This window comes from Ruegeria sp. P8, assembly GCF_056534665.1.
This window is the reverse complement of record NZ_JBQERC010000032.1, coordinates 1-15,771: the sequence shown is the minus strand read 5'-3', so window position 1 is coordinate 15,771 and position 15,771 is coordinate 1. Positions and strand designations below refer to the sequence as shown.

The following is a 15,771-nucleotide window of genomic DNA, read 5'->3' as shown; positions in this document are numbered from 1 at the left end:
CCAAAGGCCCGCAACCAAGCGGGCCTTTTTCAATTCAATCCCCTCAAAGCCACCTCAAGCTTCAAAGCAATCTCCCTATGCGCTGAGGGGCCAAGCATATGCTCGGCAACAGGCTGTTGCAGCGTCCCGAACAACACGTCCTCGATCTCGTCTGACAAGGAGGACACACTGACCGAGCATTCCACAACATCGGCACATAGCGGTCGAACCTGTTCGATCATGTCAGCGTCGGGCAGGACAAGATCGCGATGCCGGTCCTCCTGTCGCTGTATATGCAGCCAGAGAAGAACAACCCCCGGCTTGATCCGGCGTATCAGCTCGGATGTGTTGCGCAACCAAGTCTCTCGCAACTCCTGTGCCACAACCTCAAAGCGCGCGTCCTTTATGGCGCGCAACCGTTCCAGCAAATGCCTGACAAAGTGGATTTCCGTGAAATCGACCTCGGGATAAAGATCCAGCAGATCGCGCGAAGGTTCAAGAAACCGATCATTCCGACGCGGGTGCACGCGATAGAACCTGTTCGACTGGCAGGGCACGTCCAGCACTTGCAGCACACAACGGTCCGATCCGTTGGCAAGGTTTAATACCCCCGGATCGGCAAGCAACGCGTCAGCCCCGCAAAAAAGGCTACCAAAATTGATACAAGGTTTCGGCAACCTTTTTGCTAGCAATGCCGGGTACGGATATTCCACGAACCGGCCAAACGTCTCTTCTCCACCCAGGCAGGCCACATAAGGCGTATCAAGATTTCCGGGCGGCGACCGAAACCACAGATTTGATCCTGTATATTGGCACGCGGCCTCTGTGCCGTTGCTTACACGATGAAAGCTCATACCAAGCCCCCCAAATTTTTCACCCAATTGCCAATTTGCGGCCTTAGGTATTGAGAATCTCCTAATGCGCGCATTTGAAGCAAAATTGACCGGTTCGATCCCCTTGCCGCCCGCCCCGGTCTGCCGATACTGTCCCGGTATCCTCCAGGGCAAAGGCAGCTGAACATGGAAGTTAAATCGGTCGGGGTGATTGGCGCGGGTCAGATGGGCAACGGCATTGCCCATGTTCTGGCTTTGGCGGAATACGATGTCTTGCTGAATGATGTCAGTCAGGATGCGTTGAACAGCGCAATGGCCACGATCGAAGGCAACATGGCGCGTCAGGCATCACGTGGCAAGATCACTGACGATGCGATGCAGGCGGCCCTGAAGCGTATTACGACCACCCTTGAATTGCCGCAGCTGGGACAGACCGATCTGGTGATCGAAGCCGCGACCGAGCGGGAAACGGTCAAACAGGCCATTTTCGAAGATCTGCAACCGCACCTCCTGCCGCATACGATCCTGACGTCGAATACGTCGTCCATTTCCATCACGCGTCTGGCCAGCCGTACCGACCGGCCCGAACGTTTCATGGGTTTCCACTTCATGAACCCGGTTCCGATCATGCAATTGGTGGAACTGATCCGCGGTATCGCAACAGATGAGGAAACCTTCAAAGCCTGCAAGGCGGTCGTGGACCGGTTGGGCAAAACAGCTGCCAGCGCCGAAGATTTCCCGGCTTTCATCGTTAACCGCATCCTGATGCCGATGATCAACGAAGCCGTTTATACGCTGTATGAAGGTGTCGGAAGCGTCCAATCCATCGACCAATCGATGAAACTGGGTGCGAATCACCCCATGGGGCCGTTGGAACTGGCGGATTTCATCGGGCTGGACACATGTCTTGCCATCATGAACGTCTTGCATGATGGTCTGGCTGATACAAAGTATCGCCCCTGCCCGCTATTGACCAAATATGTCGAGGCCGGATGGCTGGGGCGCAAGACGCAACGCGGTTTCTATGACTATCGCGGCGAGGTGCCGGTTCCGACACGTTAAGTAAACCGCCCGTGCCCGGTACGGTACCGGTCAGATGAAAACACGGGTCAGGACTTGCCTGACTTGCCCAGCGACAGTGTATGGTTTCTGAGCCAGGTCATGAAACCACGCGGGTCTCTCTCCAACTGTTCCATGTCCTGATCCGAGATCGGATCGCCAATGACCGGCGATTGCGGTTTTTTGCACGAGCGGACGATTTCATGCAGCAACAAGCCTTGCCGCAGGATCGGCGACAGTTTGTTGGCGATCTGGTACCAGCGCGAGTTGCTGCCGGGAAAGAAAATCGGCACCACACGCGCGCCTGAACGGCGGATCATTTTTGCGGTGAACACATTCCACTCGCGCTCGACCGCGGGGCCAAACCAGTCATCCGAAGACATGACGACACCGGACGGGAACAGCGCCACGACACCGCCGTCTTTCAGATGGTCCATCGCCTTGCCACGCATTTCCAGCATCTTGGCCTGCGCTTCGGGGTCATGCGGAAACGGAACCGGGATCATGAAAGACGTCGCGGCCTCATCAAGACCCGTCAGGACCGAGCGGGTCAGAATGCGATAATCACTGCGGATCCGCCCTATCAACTCGGCCAGAATCATACCGTCCACCATTCCGTGAGGGTGGTTGGCAACGACAACGACGGGGCCGGATTTTGGAATACGGGCAATCTGTTCTTGCGGTGTGGTCAGGTCAATCCCCATCACCTCAAGCGCGCCGCCCCAGAACCGCTGGCCCCGGTAAAATTCGTTCTTTTTCTCGAATTTGTTGACCATCCGCAGAATGGTCAGCTTGCCCGTGCACCATTCGATGGCGCGAATGGCCGTCGAAGTCCAGGCATCGTCGAACGAGTTCGCATAGGTCAGAGTTCTACGGTCGTAGATCTCGCCCTGATCTGCGGTCCCATCCACCACCGGGCGTGTCTTGGTCTCGTGCGTCGTTTCCGCCAATTCCTGGTCTTCCCGTTCTTCCTGTCCCGGCAAGGGCAGCTTAGAACCCCTCTCCGAACTTGTCGTTCACAAGCGCTTCCAGAGCTTCTGCCAATGCTTCAGCATCCGGTCCGGAGGTCTCGACGTCAATAGTTGTTCCGCGTGATGCTGCCAACATCAAAAGGCCCATAATACTGTCACCTGACGCAGAAATTCCGTCCTTCGACACCTCGGCATGCGCGTCGAAACCTTCCACAACCTCGACCAGCTTCGCCGATGCGCGGGCATGCAGACCTTTTTCATTGATAATTTTCAGGCTTCGGGTGGTCATATTCATCAATCCGGTTTTAGTCCAATGTCACATTTTGCGCATTGATGTATTTCCGTCCAGCTTCCATTGCCTGACGGACAGCATCACCAACGGGTAAGTGGCGGCTTTTGGCCAATTTAATGAGCATTGGCAGGTTTGCCCCATACAATATCCGCCGATCCTGAGGCGCACAGGCCCGCAGGCTGAGATTTGAAGGGCTGCCACCGAACAGGTCGGTTACAACGACAACACCGTCGCCCATATCCACTTCGTCAGCCGCACGACAGATTTCCGCCTGTTTTTCATCCCTATCGTGGTCGGGTTCGATCGCAATGGCCACAAGGCCGGGCTGCGGTCCGACCACATGCTGTGTGGCGGCCAGGTATTCCTGGGCCAAACCGCCATGCGCAACGATCACTATTCCGATCAATCCGACCTCACACTCAACGACCGACGTTCCATCTCGCGATGTCTAATTGCCACCTGCTGCCCGTCCTCTGCAAGGGCCTTTGCAACAGCTTCTGCCATTGCGACGGATCTGTGTTGCCCACCCGTGCATCCAAAAGCCACCGACAGATGTGCTTTTCCTTCGGCCCGAAAGGCCGGCAGCAACAAAGTAAGCAAATCCATAACACGTTCAAGAAAGGGTGCGTAATTCATATCCGATTGAACAAAGCGCGCAACGTCCGAGTGCCGCCCGTCCGCCGCCCGCAACTCGGGGCGCCAATACGGGTTTGCCAGAAACCGGCAATCAAAGACCATGTCCAGCCCGCGCGGAAGGCCCCGCTTGTACGAAAACGACTCGATAGAAACTGCCAGATGTCGCCCCCCTTGGGGCGCAAACCAGTTTTCAACTTCTTCCCGCAGCTGATGCACGTTCAGATGGCTTGTATCGATCAGGGTATCTGCAATCTCGCGTATGGGGGCCAGCAGCTCTTTTTCACGCTGAACGCCGGTCTCAGGGCTGGCATTCTTGGCAACGGGGTGCCGCCTGCGGGTTTCCGAAAACCGGCGCACCAACACGTCGTCGCTGCAATCCAGATACAGAACGGTCAAATCCACCCGCGCCATGCGACCCAGGCTTTCGGCCAGTTCGATAAACCCGATTGTCGAGAAATCGCGATTGCGGGCGTCAATGCCCAGCGCCATTGGGCGGTCGCTGTCCGCACTGTCCAGTAGGCGCAGCAACAGGCCCATCGGCAAGTTGTCGATAGCCTCAAAGCCCAGGTCTTCCAGGACATGAATGGCTGTGGATCTTCCGGCCCCTGATGGGCCTGTAACCAACACGATCCGCCGTTGCTCTGTCATTTGTTCGGCCATTCCGGGTGTACACGCCCATATTTCAGAAGCTGCATCAACGCTGCGGCCAAGTTGGGCACGCCTGCCCCGCGAAGCAAGGGAACAGTTTGCCCCAGCAGCACGATTGTCGCCTCGGCAGGCAACCTCTGCGGCTCGTTTTGATCCAGGTCCATAACATAGTCCAAAGGGACCGGTCCGAATGCATCCGCTTTGATCAAACCAATGTGACGGGCCTCGATCAAACCCTGTATCTGCGGCACGGCGGCGGCAATGACCTGATGGCCCCGCCTTGACAGTTCGACCCGATCATCCGCAACCAGCCCTGCCCCATAGGTCATCATCTGCAATGCCAATGCCGATTTTCCCGCGCCCGAGGCACCGACAATCAACAGCCCGCGCCCGGCCACTGTTATACATGAGGCATGAACACAAGCGCTGTCCCGGTCTTTGGCGTCTGACAGAGAACCTGCTTGCATGGTTTAAACGGGCAACCCCACCACAAAACGCGCGCCCAGCGGGTCTGACGTGATATCAGCCTCTGTCGGGCGGATATTCTCAGCCCAGATTACGCCGCCATGGGCTTCGACAATCTGTTTCGAGATGGCCAAACCGAGCCCCGAATTGTTGCCGAAATGCTCGGGTGGGCGTTGCGAATAGAATCGCTTGAACACTTTGGTCAAGGCCTGTTCCGGAATACCCGGCCCGGTGTCTTCGACCACGACAAGAACACGGTTGTCGCGCTGACGCACCCAGACCCTGATCGCGTCATTTTCTTCACAGAAGGAAATGGCATTGGTGATCAGATTGACGAATACCTGCGCCAGCCGTGCCTCAAGCCCGTTAATGACAATCGGTTCGGATGGCAGATCGGTGATATAGTCAATCCCCTTGGACCGCGCGTCCTCACCCAGATATTGACCGATATTGCCAATCAGCTTGAGCAGATCAAAGGGCTGCTCTTCTTCCTTAACCAGTTCCGCATCAAGACGTGACGCGTTCGAGATGTCGCTGACCAGCCGGTCCAGGCGCCGAACGTCATGTTCGATTACACCCAGCAGCTTGTCGCGCTGATCTTCGCGCTTGACCATGCGAAGCGTGCCAACAGCGGATTGCAGGCTGGCCAAGGGGTTCTTGATTTCATGGGCGACATCAGCGGCGAACTGTTCGTTTGCGTCGATCCGATTATACAGAGCAGTCACCATGCCCCGTAAAGCGCGGCTGAGGCGACCGATTTCATCCGGACGGGCGCTTAGATCAGGGATGCGAATGCGCCCCGGATTGACCCCTGTGCCCCGATCCTTACCCATTTCGGCCGCTGCGGCCAGGTCCGCCAATGGGTTGGCGATGGTCGAAGCCAGCACAAGGCTCAGGCCCACCGAAACCAGCAAAGCCACCACGAACATTTGCAGAATGCGCTCCTGCTCACGGCGGGCCAGTGCGTCGATCTCACCGGCGGGGCCTGTGATGGCAACTGCTCCGGCAGGGGTATCCTCGTAAAGAATCGGAGCAGCGGCTACGATCACGGTCTCACCTGCGGCGTCCTGAACTGCCTGAACCTGCCTTTGACCTGCCAGCGCCTGTGGGATAATTCCCTGCACCCGCTGTGCCAGAGTCGGTGCCTCGACCTCGGTCGACCAGTTGAGAAGGTTCGACACACCGATCCAGACCGCGTTCAACGTGTCGCTGATCACCGTGCTGCCGGTTTGCACCTCGGAATTGGTTTGCAGAAGAACCGGCATGGCCGACACTTGCGGGGCACCGCGTGTCCAGCCAATCAGGGTGCCACTGGCGTCATAGACAAAGACTTCCCCGCCTTCAGGAAGTGTCAAACCTGACAGCGTATCTCTGACGTCGAGGTTGCCAGCATCCTGCGCGGTGTGCTGCGCACCCTGGCGCAGCTGGGTTTCAAAGACGTTGCTGACCAGCTGCGCATCGCCAAGCAGATTGCGCGCCGTCTGCTGAACCGTCTCTTTCCGCGAATCGTCCAGATACAGCAATCCTGTAACCAGGATCACCAGCGCGATCAGGTTGAAGGTGATGATCTTGCGCGCCAAAGGCGAGCCTCGCAGAGAAAACAGGTTTCTCTGGGACCGCTTTTCCCTCAGTTCCGCTGACTCGGTATCGTCGGGAATGACCCAGTCATCCCCGAGTACGACGTCACCGTCACGTAGTTCGCTGGCTGCTTCGGTGTCGCGCACGAGAGCCCATTACCCCTTGCTGGCGTGGCGCCTATTCTTCGTTGTACCGATAACCGATACCATAAAGGGTTTCGATCGCCGAAAACTCGGGATCAGCCGCGCGCATCTTCTTGCGCAGACGCTTGATGTGGCTGTCGATCGTCCGGTCATCCACATAAACCTGATCATCATAGGCCACATCCATCAGCTGGTCGCGGCTTTTGACGAAACCCGGACGCTGGGCAAGTGCCTGAAGAAGCAGGAATTCGGTCACGGTCAGGGATACATCATTCCCTTTCCAGCTGACCGCATGGCGCAGCGGGTCCATCCGCAAGTCGCCGCGTTCCATAACCTTTGTGTCGTTGCTATTGGCCGCAATCGCGTCGCCGCTTGTTGCTTCTTGCCGACGCAGCAGAGCGCGGATGCGCTCAACCAGCAACCGTTGCGAGAAGGGCTTTTTCACATAGTCATCCGCGCCCATGCGCAGACCCAGAACCTCGTCGATTTCATCATCTTTCGAGGTCAGAAAAATCACCGGCATCTGCGTTTTCTGACGCAGCCGTTGCAGCAGATCCATGCCATCCATTCGCGGCATCTTTATATCGAGTACGGCCATATCAGGCAGCTTTTTGTTGAACGCATCCAACGCGGCCTGGCCATCATTATAAGTTTCAACCTCGAAACCTTCGGCTTCGAGTGTCATGGATACAGACGTCAGAATGTTTCTATCGTCATCCACAAGTGCAATCTTTGACATCGGGCTCACCCCTATTCCTGCTCACTCGCGCAATAATTCGCTTATTTGTAAGGCATTGTTGGCGGTTTTAAGACGCCGAATCAATCCGTAACTGCGAATCGTGCCTTTGTTGCGGCAGGTCTGCGGCAAATTTGCCTTTATGCCCGCAAAAATATGCCCGGTTCTCGGTCATTGAATTTGTGATGGCGCTAAACCCGAACTTGGTTGCGCTAACTGCGTCAAACCCGCCTGTTCATGTCCTGAACGACCGTGGTAAGACGCGCCCAACCGCCGGTTTTGCCGGTACACTGCCCCAAAGGCGCCTCAGGGCCCAAAGCCTCCGCGCCGCCACAGGAGAAGATACACATGACATCTGGACGGGTTAACCCGCAATTCCGCCTCGAGGATCAGGGCATCGAGGGTCTGGGCAATGTCTATTATAACTTCATGGAACCGGCGCTGATCGAAGAAGCGCTGAAGCGCGGCGAAGGTACACTTGGGAATGGCGGTGCCTTTCTGGTCACCACTGGCAAGTTCACCGGTCGATCGCCCAAGGACAAGCACGTCGTCAAAACCAGCAGCGTGGCTGACACTGTCTGGTGGGAAAACAATGCCGAGATGACCCCCGAGGGATTTGACGCCCTCTACCAAGACATGCTGGCCCATATGAAAGGCCGCGACTATTTCGTGCAGGATCTCGTCGGTGGTGCCGATCCGACCTACGCGATCAACGTGCGCATGGTGACCGAGCTTGCCTGGCACAACCTGTTCATCCGTCACCTGCTGCGTCGCCCGGATCGCGAGGATCTGGACGAGTTCACCGCGGACTTCACCATCATCAACTGCCCCAGCTTTCAGGCTGACCCGGCCAAACATAACTGCCGTAGCGAGACGGTTATTGCGCTGAACTTCGACCGCAAGCTGATTCTGATCGGCGGCACCGAATATGCGGGCGAGAACAAGAAATCCGTCTTTACCCTGCTGAACTACATGCTGCCGGAAAAAGGCGTGATGCCGATGCACTGCTCGGCCAACCATGCTGTCGGAAACGCGGTCGATACCGCCGTGTTCTTTGGTCTGTCCGGCACCGGCAAGACAACCCTGTCCGCTGATCCTTCGCGCACGCTGATCGGAGATGACGAGCACGGCTGGTCGGATCGGGGCACCTTCAACTTCGAAGGCGGCTGCTATGCCAAGACCATCAACCTGAACGCCGAAGCCGAGCCGGAAATTTATGCGACCACCTCGAAATTCGGCACCGTGATCGAAAACATGGTCTTTGACCCCGAGACCAAGAAACTGGATTTCGACGACGACTCGCTGACAGCGAACATGCGTTGCGCCTATCCGCTTGAGTATATCTCGAACGCCTCGAAAAGCGCGCTGGGTGGTCATCCGAAGAACATCATCATGCTGACCTGCGATGCCTTTGGTGTACTGCCTCCGATCGCGCGGCTGACGCCTGCACAGGCAATGTATCACTTCCTGTCGGGCTTCACGTCAAAGGTGGCGGGGACCGAGCGTGGCGTTACAGAACCGCAACCCACCTTCTCGACCTGCTTTGGTGCGCCGTTCATGCCGCGTCGCCCGGAAGTCTACGGCAACCTGCTGCGCGACAAGATCGCCCAGCACGGCGCGACCTGCTGGCTGGTCAATACAGGCTGGACCGGTGGCGCCTATGGTGTCGGCAGCCGGATGCCGATTAAGGCCACCCGCGCCCTGCTGACCGCAGCGCTGGATGGTTCACTGCGCGACGCCGAGTTCCGCAAGGACGCCAATTTCGGCTTTGACGTTCCCGTCTCTGTTCCGGGCGTCCCCGAAGTTCTGCTTGACCCGCGTCGGACCTGGGATGATCAGGCCGCATTCGACAAGCAGGCCGAGAAACTGGTGCAGATGTTTGCCGAGAACTTTGAGCAGTATCTGCCGTTCATTGACGACGACATCAAAGCCGTCGCAATCGGATAAACGAAAAAGGGGCCGTCAGGCCCCTTTCTTTTTGCCGATCCGTAGCTTTTTTGCTGTCCGCCGAATACTCATCTTATAGTTGTATGTCGTTAAAAGCACACACAAGTGCGTTGTTTCAAAGTGCGATCTGCGCTAGGCATATTTACTGTTGAGACGAAAAAGCCCGGCACATTCGCGCCGGGCACTGACTGAAAGGACTTTATGGAAGCTCATATGCGCACACTCACAACGCTGGATTGAGCAACCTAATCAGGCTTCTAGTCTAAGTAAACGGGGATGAGTGTCAACATGGGACTGGTTGGTTAGTATTGCGATCAGCGTGGTTCAAATGGTCGCGGACAGGCGGCGGTTGGCACAGAAAACTACAGGTAACACCATGACGGAAATCTCGAAACTCACCGAACTACGCAAATTGATGCAAAGCATGGAGCGGACGCTTGGGCTGGAAAAACTATCTCCGGTTGAGCGCGACATCTATTACGCCGCGGAAGAGCTTTCAAAATCCACTCAGGAAGTGCGTACGTTCGGTTTGATCGAGCATACTTTGGTCCAAAGCATTTCACGCCCAACTTTTTTCCGCGCGCTGAAATCGCTGGTCGAAAAAGGCTATCTTTCGCAAAGCGGCAGCGCCAATCGCGGGCGGTACATCGTTCATGCCCCCAGATGACGCGCCCCGTGCGCGCACGGTGATGTGATCGCAATGCGCGGCTGGGCGACTGACACCCTTGCGGCTTCACTGGCTTATGTGCTGGCGTCGATACTGACCTTCGCCGTGCTGATGCCAATGCAGAACGTGTTTTTTCCGGAATACCCAAGCCGGGCGAGCCTGCTGTTTTTGCCGCATGGCGTGCGGGTCCTGTCGGCCTGGCTGCTGGGGTGGCGTGCGGTATTTGCGTTGCTGCCGGGTGTGTTCATCGTCTTTGCTTATCTGGCGGGAACGGATGTTTTCCTGCCCACCCGCCTGCTGGCAATTGCTGTCGCGGTTCTGACAGTTCCTGCGGTTTTCTATCTGCTCAAGGCCGTCGGATGGGACCTGTTCCCCAACCCGAACCGCAAACCCTGCTGGATTTGCGTTATGGGCGTGGGCATAGCCACATCCATTCTGGTCTCTGGCCTGACCAATCTGGTCTTTGGCAGTGCAACGGTTGAGTACATCGCCTTCCTTATCGGCGACATCTCGGGCCTGTTCTTTCTGATGCTGGGTCTGTATTTCGCGTTCCGGTTTGCAGACAGGCGACCGGGCTAGCACCTCAGCCCATCAGGCCACGCCGCAGCAGGTTCAATCCCGCTACCAGTAAAACGAACAGCGTCGCCTTGCGAAAGCTGGCCTGATCGATGCGATCCTGCAATTTCAAACCAACCCACATGCCAAGCATGGCAGGAAAGATCAGTATTACTGAAAACGGAACCGTTTGCACCCGCAGAAAACCGGACCAGACATGCGCGGCCAGTAACATGACCGCCCCCAATCCATAGATGACGCCCTGAATTCGGATCTGCTCGGCCTTCGGGGTATTCAAAGCCGTCAGATAAGCAACTGTGGGGGGACCCCAGATGCCCGACATGCCACCCACGAACCCGGCGACGCCGCCAACAATAGCCTCAACACCGGTTGATGGATGATGTAGCACCAGCCTGACGCCCAGAACCTGCACAAGGGCGAAGAAGGACACGAATGCACCGATCAGCAGCAGGAAGACCGAGCCGGGCACCAGCGTAACCAGCTGTGCGCTCAGCACCAGAAAAATACCGCCAACGACCAGGAACACCCGAAATCGTCGAATAGAGCTGAGTGCGGCGCTAGCGCCCCCGCGAAAAGCCTGAACGCCGTTGGTGACAAGGGTCGGCAGAATAAGCCCTGCCAGGGTCAGATCCGGTGGCAGAAACGAATTCAGGCCAGATACAAACACCATGGGCATGGCAAATCCAACCATGCCCTTGACCCATCCGGCGGCAAAGGCGACGGCGATGGCAAGTAACAGCTCTTGCGGCGACAGAAGGGAAAACAGGTCCATGCCTTCTAGATATCATCTGGATTTTCTTCTGCATTGCAAAAATGATAAGGTAATTTTTGAACTTTCTAGCAGCAAATTGAGTATTTTTGTTGCGCTGCACGTGCAGCATGATATGACCAGACGACCGAGGAAAGGACGCGATTCATGGCCCATGACGGACAGGATATGACCCAAATGACAACTGATGCTGTTTTGCCCGATCTTCTGGATTTAACGCGGGCCGCCGTGCCTGCTGTGGACGCCGTTTTTGAAAAAGCCCGCGCATCCGTGCGTGGCATGGTGACTGCTGAGGGCCGGGTTTCTGGCGCATTGATCGAAGCAAATCAGACCGCCGCGCATGGTCTGGCCTGGCTGGCGACATATTCGCAGTCGCTGCAACAGATGCAGCGCTGGGCAGAAGCGCTGCAAGCCGATGGTAAATTTGGCGAGATCGAGCAGTTGCTGCACCAGATAGCCTTTGGCGAATATCTGCACCAGGTCGCGGGCGGAATTCCGATGAACCAGGGCGAGGTGGTGCGTCTTCAGGATATGGGTCTTGGCTGGGACGCGCTGTCGGGCTTTCAGTCGACCGAAGTGCAGACCCTGATGGCACGGGCCAATTCTCAGGCCGCACGTAGCCGTCTGGTTGCGCTGATGCAGGATCAGGCCGGAGCTACGATGTTCGGCGCGTCCGGTCTGGATGAAGAGCTTGAGATGATCCGGGACCAGTTCCGCCGCTACGCGCAGGAAAAGGTCGAACCAAACGCGCATGACTGGCACCTGAAGGATGAACTGATTCCGTTGGAAATCATTGAAGAACTGGCGGAAATGGGCGTTTTTGGTCTGACCATCCCCGAGGAGTTCGGTGGGTTTGGCCTGTCCAAAGCGTCGATGTGCGTGGTGTCCGAGGAACTGTCGCGTGGCTATATCGGCGTGGGTTCGCTGGGTACCCGATCCGAGATTGCGGCCGAGTTGATCATCGCGGGCGGCACCGACGCGCAAAAGGCACAGTGGTTGCCAAAGATCGCCAGTGCCGAGATCCTGCCGACCGCCGTTTTCACGGAACCTAACACCGGTTCAGACCTTGGCAGCCTGCGCACGCGCGCGGTCAAGGACGCGAATGGCGATTACAAGATAACCGGCAACAAGACCTGGATCACCCACGCCGCGCGGACCCATGTGATGACCCTGCTGGCGCGGACCAACCCCGACAGCACCGACCACCGCGGCCTGTCCATGTTCCTGGCGGAAAAGACACCGGGCACTGACGAGAACCCCTTTCCCACACCCGGCATGACCGGTGGCGAGATCGAGGTGCTGGGCTATCGCGGCATGAAGGAATACGAGCTGGGTTTTGACGGCTTCCACGTCAAGGGTGAGAACCTGCTGGGCGGCGAAGAAGGTAAAGGTTTCAAGCAGTTGATGGAAACCTTCGAAAGCGCGCGCATCCAGACCGCCGCCCGCGCCATCGGCGTCGCACAGTGTGCGCTGGACATCGCCATGCAATATGCGATCGACCGCAAGCAGTTCGGAAAATCGCTGATCAACTTCCCGCGCGTGTCCGGCAAGCTGGCGATGATGGCGGTCGAAATCATGATCGCGCGTCAGCTGACCTATTTCAGCGCATGGGAAAAAGATCACGGCCAGCGCTGTGACCTTGAGGCCGGTATGGCCAAGCTGCTTGGTGCGCGTGTGGCCTGGGCTGCGGCGGACAACGGGTTGCAGATTCATGGCGGCAACGGCTTTGCGCTGGAATACAAGATCAGCCGCGTTCTGTGTGACGCGCGTATCCTTAACATTTTCGAAGGGGCTGCTGAAATTCAGGCACAGGTCATCGCACGACGTCTGCTCGGGTGACCCATTCCGGCAGTCCTGTTTCCCCGACTGGCCCGGCGCTTGCGCCGGGTCTTTTTCCTGTTTTGTACAATCTGTACGCGGTCCGAACCATGCAGAGTACGTTTTGTACAAAGCAAACCATCGCCCCTCGTGGCCCGCGTAACGGTCACAAATGACCCACGTGTTTCAAAACTTCCCCTTTGATCCCACCCCTTTCACCGGTAGAGCATCAGCCGAACACGAGACGTCGCAATTAACTTTTGGGATAACGCATGACCCGACCTTTCCTTGCTATGTGTGCTGTTCTTGCGGCTCTTGCTCTGGCGGCTTGCACCACCTCGCAGCCGACGGTGAGCCGGAGTGATGTGGACGCGCTGGCGCAATCGATCCGGGGGCTTGGGGCGGAGGTCGATCCGGCCGAGGCACAGCAAGCGGCCACGATTGCCTATGCCTATTCGCAGCAGCTGAAGCAGGACTGGAATGTCACCGACCCGGCGATCATCCACAACGCCAAGATCATCAACGGGTTCCGCGAAAAGGGCCTGTGCAATGACTGGGCCGAAGCGATGACCAAACGCCTGCGGCAGGAAAATTTCCGGACGCTGGATTTGCATTGGGCCACGTCGCCGCCGACCCCGCTGCGCATCATCCACCATTCGGCATCGATCAGCGCCAAGGGGGACACGATGTATGATGGCATTATCCTGGACCCCTGGCGCAACAGCGGTGCCTTGTTCTGGGCGCCGGTGCGCGAGGATACGCGATACAACTGGGCACCCCGGCTGGAAGTGCGCGAGCGACTTCTGAATGGGTCTTTGCCCTACTGACCCGGTTTCGCCGACAGGGCTGATACGCTAGAACCCTGCCATGACACGCCTGATCCTGACCCTGCCTTTGATGGCCCTGTTTCAATGCGACAGGGATGAATCCGTTGCCGCTTATGGCGCGGCAGACCGGACATGGGCGTTGCAGGAGATCGACGGACAGCCCTTTGCCGCCAGCGCCCTGCTGCGGTTCCCCGAAGAGGGCAGGATCGCCGGAAATGCCCCCTGCAACGGCTATGACGGCACGCTGAACGCGCCCTACCCGTGGTTCGAAATTCAGGACCTGAGAGCAACGCGGGCCGCCTGCGCCGGGCTTGAGGCCGAAGGGGTCTATTTCGCCGCCCTTTTGGCCATGACCCAATCCGAAGTGTCGGGCGATGTGCTGATCCTGCGAAATGAGGACGGGCACGAGATGGTGTTCACAGCCGCCGAGTGACCTGATCCACAAACCGCGCGCGCGCCTCGGGCAGTGGGTTATGCCCCAGCGCGGGGGCGACGCGATGGTTCAGGAAATATCCGGTTGTGCGCAAAGCCTGCGCAATCTCGGCATCCGGCGCGGTGCCTTCGCCCCGCAGGCAGGGCGGCAGCGGCAACAGCTTGTCTGCCCATTCCCCCGCCCCTTTGACACTGACGGCGCGCCCGGTCTTGGGCGACACATAGACCAGCTCCTCGGTTGTGCCGGTCGCGGCGCAGGCGGTCAGATCAAGGCCAAAGCCAAGCTCGTCCAGCAACGCCAGTTCCCATCGCAGGTAGGCCAGCGGCCAGATCTCATCCTGTCCCAACAGGTCCATCAACCGCTCGGTCCGGGTATAGAGCGCCGGGTGCGCCTCTCGTTCGGGCAGGCAGAAGGACAAAAGCGACACGACGGCGTTCAGCCCGGACAGGGCCAGCCGCCCGGAAAACGCCGCCGCCGCGCGCGAGCGCAGGGGTTCGACCTGAAAGGTGCCGATATGTTCTTCCAGCCGCGCGCGCCACAGCACATCCAGCTGCGCGCCGGGTTGCAGGATGGGTGCGATCTTGCGGCTGGTCCCGCCCCGCACCACACCGGCATGACGCCCGTGGGATTCGGTAAAGACCTCGATAATCGCCGAGGTTTCGCCGTGGCGGCGAGAGGTCAGTAGGATGCCGTGATCGCGCCAGTCCAATTCGGAGTCCTGTCGGTGATTAAGTTGTAGTGTTCCCAGAAAATCGTGAAGGGTTCCGTTCTGCAATGGTTTTGCACATCAAACGCGGAAAGATACGTGAATCGCTTGGTCCGACGGCAGGGGACTGGGCATCTATGCGGACAAAGCCGACCTTGATAAGCATGCTTTCGACTGCAGAGCTGAGGTTGATGTCAGTTCCAAGACGCGGCACAAAGTTGAGGCAACTTGGAATTGGAAGCATTTAGGTGAATCAAATCCTTACGAGAACATCCCTGTTAGCAATGAGCTTAGGCCTAGCAAGCTTTTTGACCTCACCTGCCGTTGCTGACAACGGGTTAACCTTAAGCGTTCCTGATGATTACCGCGGGTGTGTCGAAACGCCGTACCATTTTGGGGAAAACCCATTCGATGAAGACGGTAGGATCATCGCATACCCATATGCTGCGCTAGAAAAGAGCCCAGAAGTTGTTCTAGTTCCATCTGCAAATACCGAAGATGCTCAGCAAAAACGAATACGTTTGAGTTGTTCTGGGTTCGAGGAGCTCGGCAGTAATATCGACGTAGTCTTCGAATATGATGAGACTTTTCCATTTAGTGGACGTGTCGCGGTTTGATGCCGCTCCTTTGATAGCATTTATTGCAACAAAGGAGACGAACTATGGGACTGAAACGGACGGACGAATTC

The 15,771-nt window shown here is 57.4% G+C and carries 17 protein-coding genes; 7 read left to right on the top strand and 10 right to left on the bottom strand.

Annotated features, from left to right (window positions below; translation table 11 throughout):
- Nucleotides 1-29: 29 nt before the first annotated feature.
- Entirely contained in the window at nt 30-833 is an 804-nt protein-coding gene (locus ACR0BZ_RS19275; RefSeq protein ID WP_480921029.1) for a DUF6473 family protein, read from the bottom strand.
- A 165-nt stretch (nt 834-998) separates the two neighbouring features.
- Here ACR0BZ_RS19275 and ACR0BZ_RS19270 point away from each other — a divergent pair, with 165 nt between their 5' ends.
- The gene (locus ACR0BZ_RS19270; RefSeq protein ID WP_209506328.1) at nt 999-1,874 is read left to right on the top strand and encodes a 3-hydroxybutyryl-CoA dehydrogenase; all 876 of its coding nucleotides are present in this window, start codon (nt 999-1,001) and stop codon (nt 1,872-1,874) included.
- Between the two features lie 47 nt (nt 1,875-1,921).
- Here ACR0BZ_RS19270 and ACR0BZ_RS19265 read toward each other — a convergent pair whose 3' ends face one another.
- Genes ACR0BZ_RS19265 through ACR0BZ_RS19235 form a run of 7 tightly spaced genes read right to left on the bottom strand, consistent with a single transcriptional unit; the run spans nt 1,922 to nt 7,343 of the window.
- On the bottom strand, nt 1,922-2,821 hold the full coding sequence (locus tag ACR0BZ_RS19265) for a lysophospholipid acyltransferase family protein (protein ID WP_480494611.1): 900 nt from the start codon (nt 2,819-2,821) through the stop codon (nt 1,922-1,924).
- 40 nt (nt 2,822-2,861) lie between these two features.
- A complete protein-coding gene (locus ACR0BZ_RS19260; protein ID WP_209506323.1) occupies nt 2,862-3,131 on the bottom strand; it encodes an HPr family phosphocarrier protein in 270 nt (89 codons plus the stop codon).
- 16 nt (nt 3,132-3,147) lie between these two features.
- Entirely contained in the window at nt 3,148-3,540 is a 393-nt protein-coding gene (locus ACR0BZ_RS19255) for a PTS sugar transporter subunit IIA (RefSeq protein WP_209506320.1), read from the bottom strand.
- Nucleotides 3,537-4,418 carry an RNase adapter RapZ gene (rapZ, locus tag ACR0BZ_RS19250; RefSeq protein WP_480473854.1) on the bottom strand — a complete coding sequence of 294 codons (882 nt, stop codon included), beginning with the start codon at nt 4,416-4,418 and terminating at the stop codon, nt 3,537-3,539. Before rapZ ends, ACR0BZ_RS19255 begins: the two co-directional genes overlap by 4 nt.
- Nucleotides 4,415-4,885, bottom strand: coding sequence for an HPr kinase/phosphorylase (locus ACR0BZ_RS19245; protein WP_480473855.1), 471 nt, complete (start codon nt 4,883-4,885; stop codon nt 4,415-4,417). Before ACR0BZ_RS19245 ends, rapZ begins: the two co-directional genes overlap by 4 nt.
- Nucleotides 4,886-4,888: 3 nt before the next feature.
- Nucleotides 4,889-6,607 (bottom strand): ATP-binding protein, encoded by a 1,719-nt coding sequence (locus tag ACR0BZ_RS19240; protein WP_480921028.1) that lies wholly within the window; start codon nt 6,605-6,607, stop codon nt 4,889-4,891.
- Between the two features lie 31 nt (nt 6,608-6,638).
- A complete protein-coding gene (locus ACR0BZ_RS19235) occupies nt 6,639-7,343 on the bottom strand; it encodes a response regulator transcription factor (RefSeq protein ID WP_267364197.1) in 705 nt (234 codons plus the stop codon).
- Nucleotides 7,344-7,688: 345 nt separating this feature from the next.
- On the opposite strand from ACR0BZ_RS19235, the gene ACR0BZ_RS19230 reads away from it, so the two are divergent.
- The 3 genes from ACR0BZ_RS19230 (at nt 7,689) to ACR0BZ_RS19220 (ending at nt 10,533) form a co-directional block, all read left to right on the top strand.
- Nucleotides 7,689-9,287, top strand: a complete 1,599-nt coding sequence (locus ACR0BZ_RS19230) for a phosphoenolpyruvate carboxykinase (protein WP_480832637.1) — start codon at nt 7,689-7,691, stop codon at nt 9,285-9,287.
- A 349-nt stretch (nt 9,288-9,636) separates the two neighbouring features.
- A complete protein-coding gene (locus ACR0BZ_RS19225; RefSeq protein ID WP_480921027.1) occupies nt 9,637-9,954 on the top strand; it encodes a hypothetical protein in 318 nt (105 codons plus the stop codon).
- 33 nt (nt 9,955-9,987) lie between these two features.
- Nucleotides 9,988-10,533: a hypothetical protein gene (locus ACR0BZ_RS19220; RefSeq protein ID WP_267364195.1), complete on the top strand. Its 546-nt coding sequence runs from the start codon at nt 9,988-9,990 to the stop codon at nt 10,531-10,533.
- A 4-nt stretch (nt 10,534-10,537) separates the two neighbouring features.
- Here the strand turns inward: ACR0BZ_RS19220 and ACR0BZ_RS19215 are convergent, their stop codons facing one another.
- Nucleotides 10,538-11,302, bottom strand: a complete 765-nt coding sequence (locus ACR0BZ_RS19215) for a sulfite exporter TauE/SafE family protein (protein ID WP_480483751.1) — start codon at nt 11,300-11,302, stop codon at nt 10,538-10,540.
- 144 nt (nt 11,303-11,446) lie between these two features.
- Here ACR0BZ_RS19215 and ACR0BZ_RS19210 point away from each other — a divergent pair, with 144 nt between their 5' ends.
- From ACR0BZ_RS19210 to ACR0BZ_RS19200, 3 genes are all read left to right on the top strand, one after another.
- Nucleotides 11,447-13,138 (top strand): acyl-CoA dehydrogenase family protein, encoded by a 1,692-nt coding sequence (locus ACR0BZ_RS19210; protein WP_480921026.1) that lies wholly within the window; start codon nt 11,447-11,449, stop codon nt 13,136-13,138.
- Nucleotides 13,139-13,389: 251 nt separating this feature from the next.
- Entirely contained in the window at nt 13,390-13,944 is a 555-nt protein-coding gene (locus ACR0BZ_RS19205) for a hypothetical protein (protein ID WP_480921025.1), read from the top strand.
- A 40-nt stretch (nt 13,945-13,984) separates the two neighbouring features.
- Nucleotides 13,985-14,377: an META domain-containing protein gene (locus tag ACR0BZ_RS19200; RefSeq protein ID WP_480921024.1), complete on the top strand. Its 393-nt coding sequence runs from the start codon at nt 13,985-13,987 to the stop codon at nt 14,375-14,377.
- On the opposite strand, the gene recO is transcribed toward ACR0BZ_RS19200, so the two are convergent.
- Nucleotides 14,361-15,086, bottom strand: coding sequence for a DNA repair protein RecO (recO, locus tag ACR0BZ_RS19195; RefSeq protein WP_480921023.1), 726 nt, complete (start codon nt 15,084-15,086; stop codon nt 14,361-14,363). The genes ACR0BZ_RS19200 and recO overlap by 17 nt on opposite strands.
- Between the last annotated feature and the right edge of the window lie 685 nt (nt 15,087-15,771).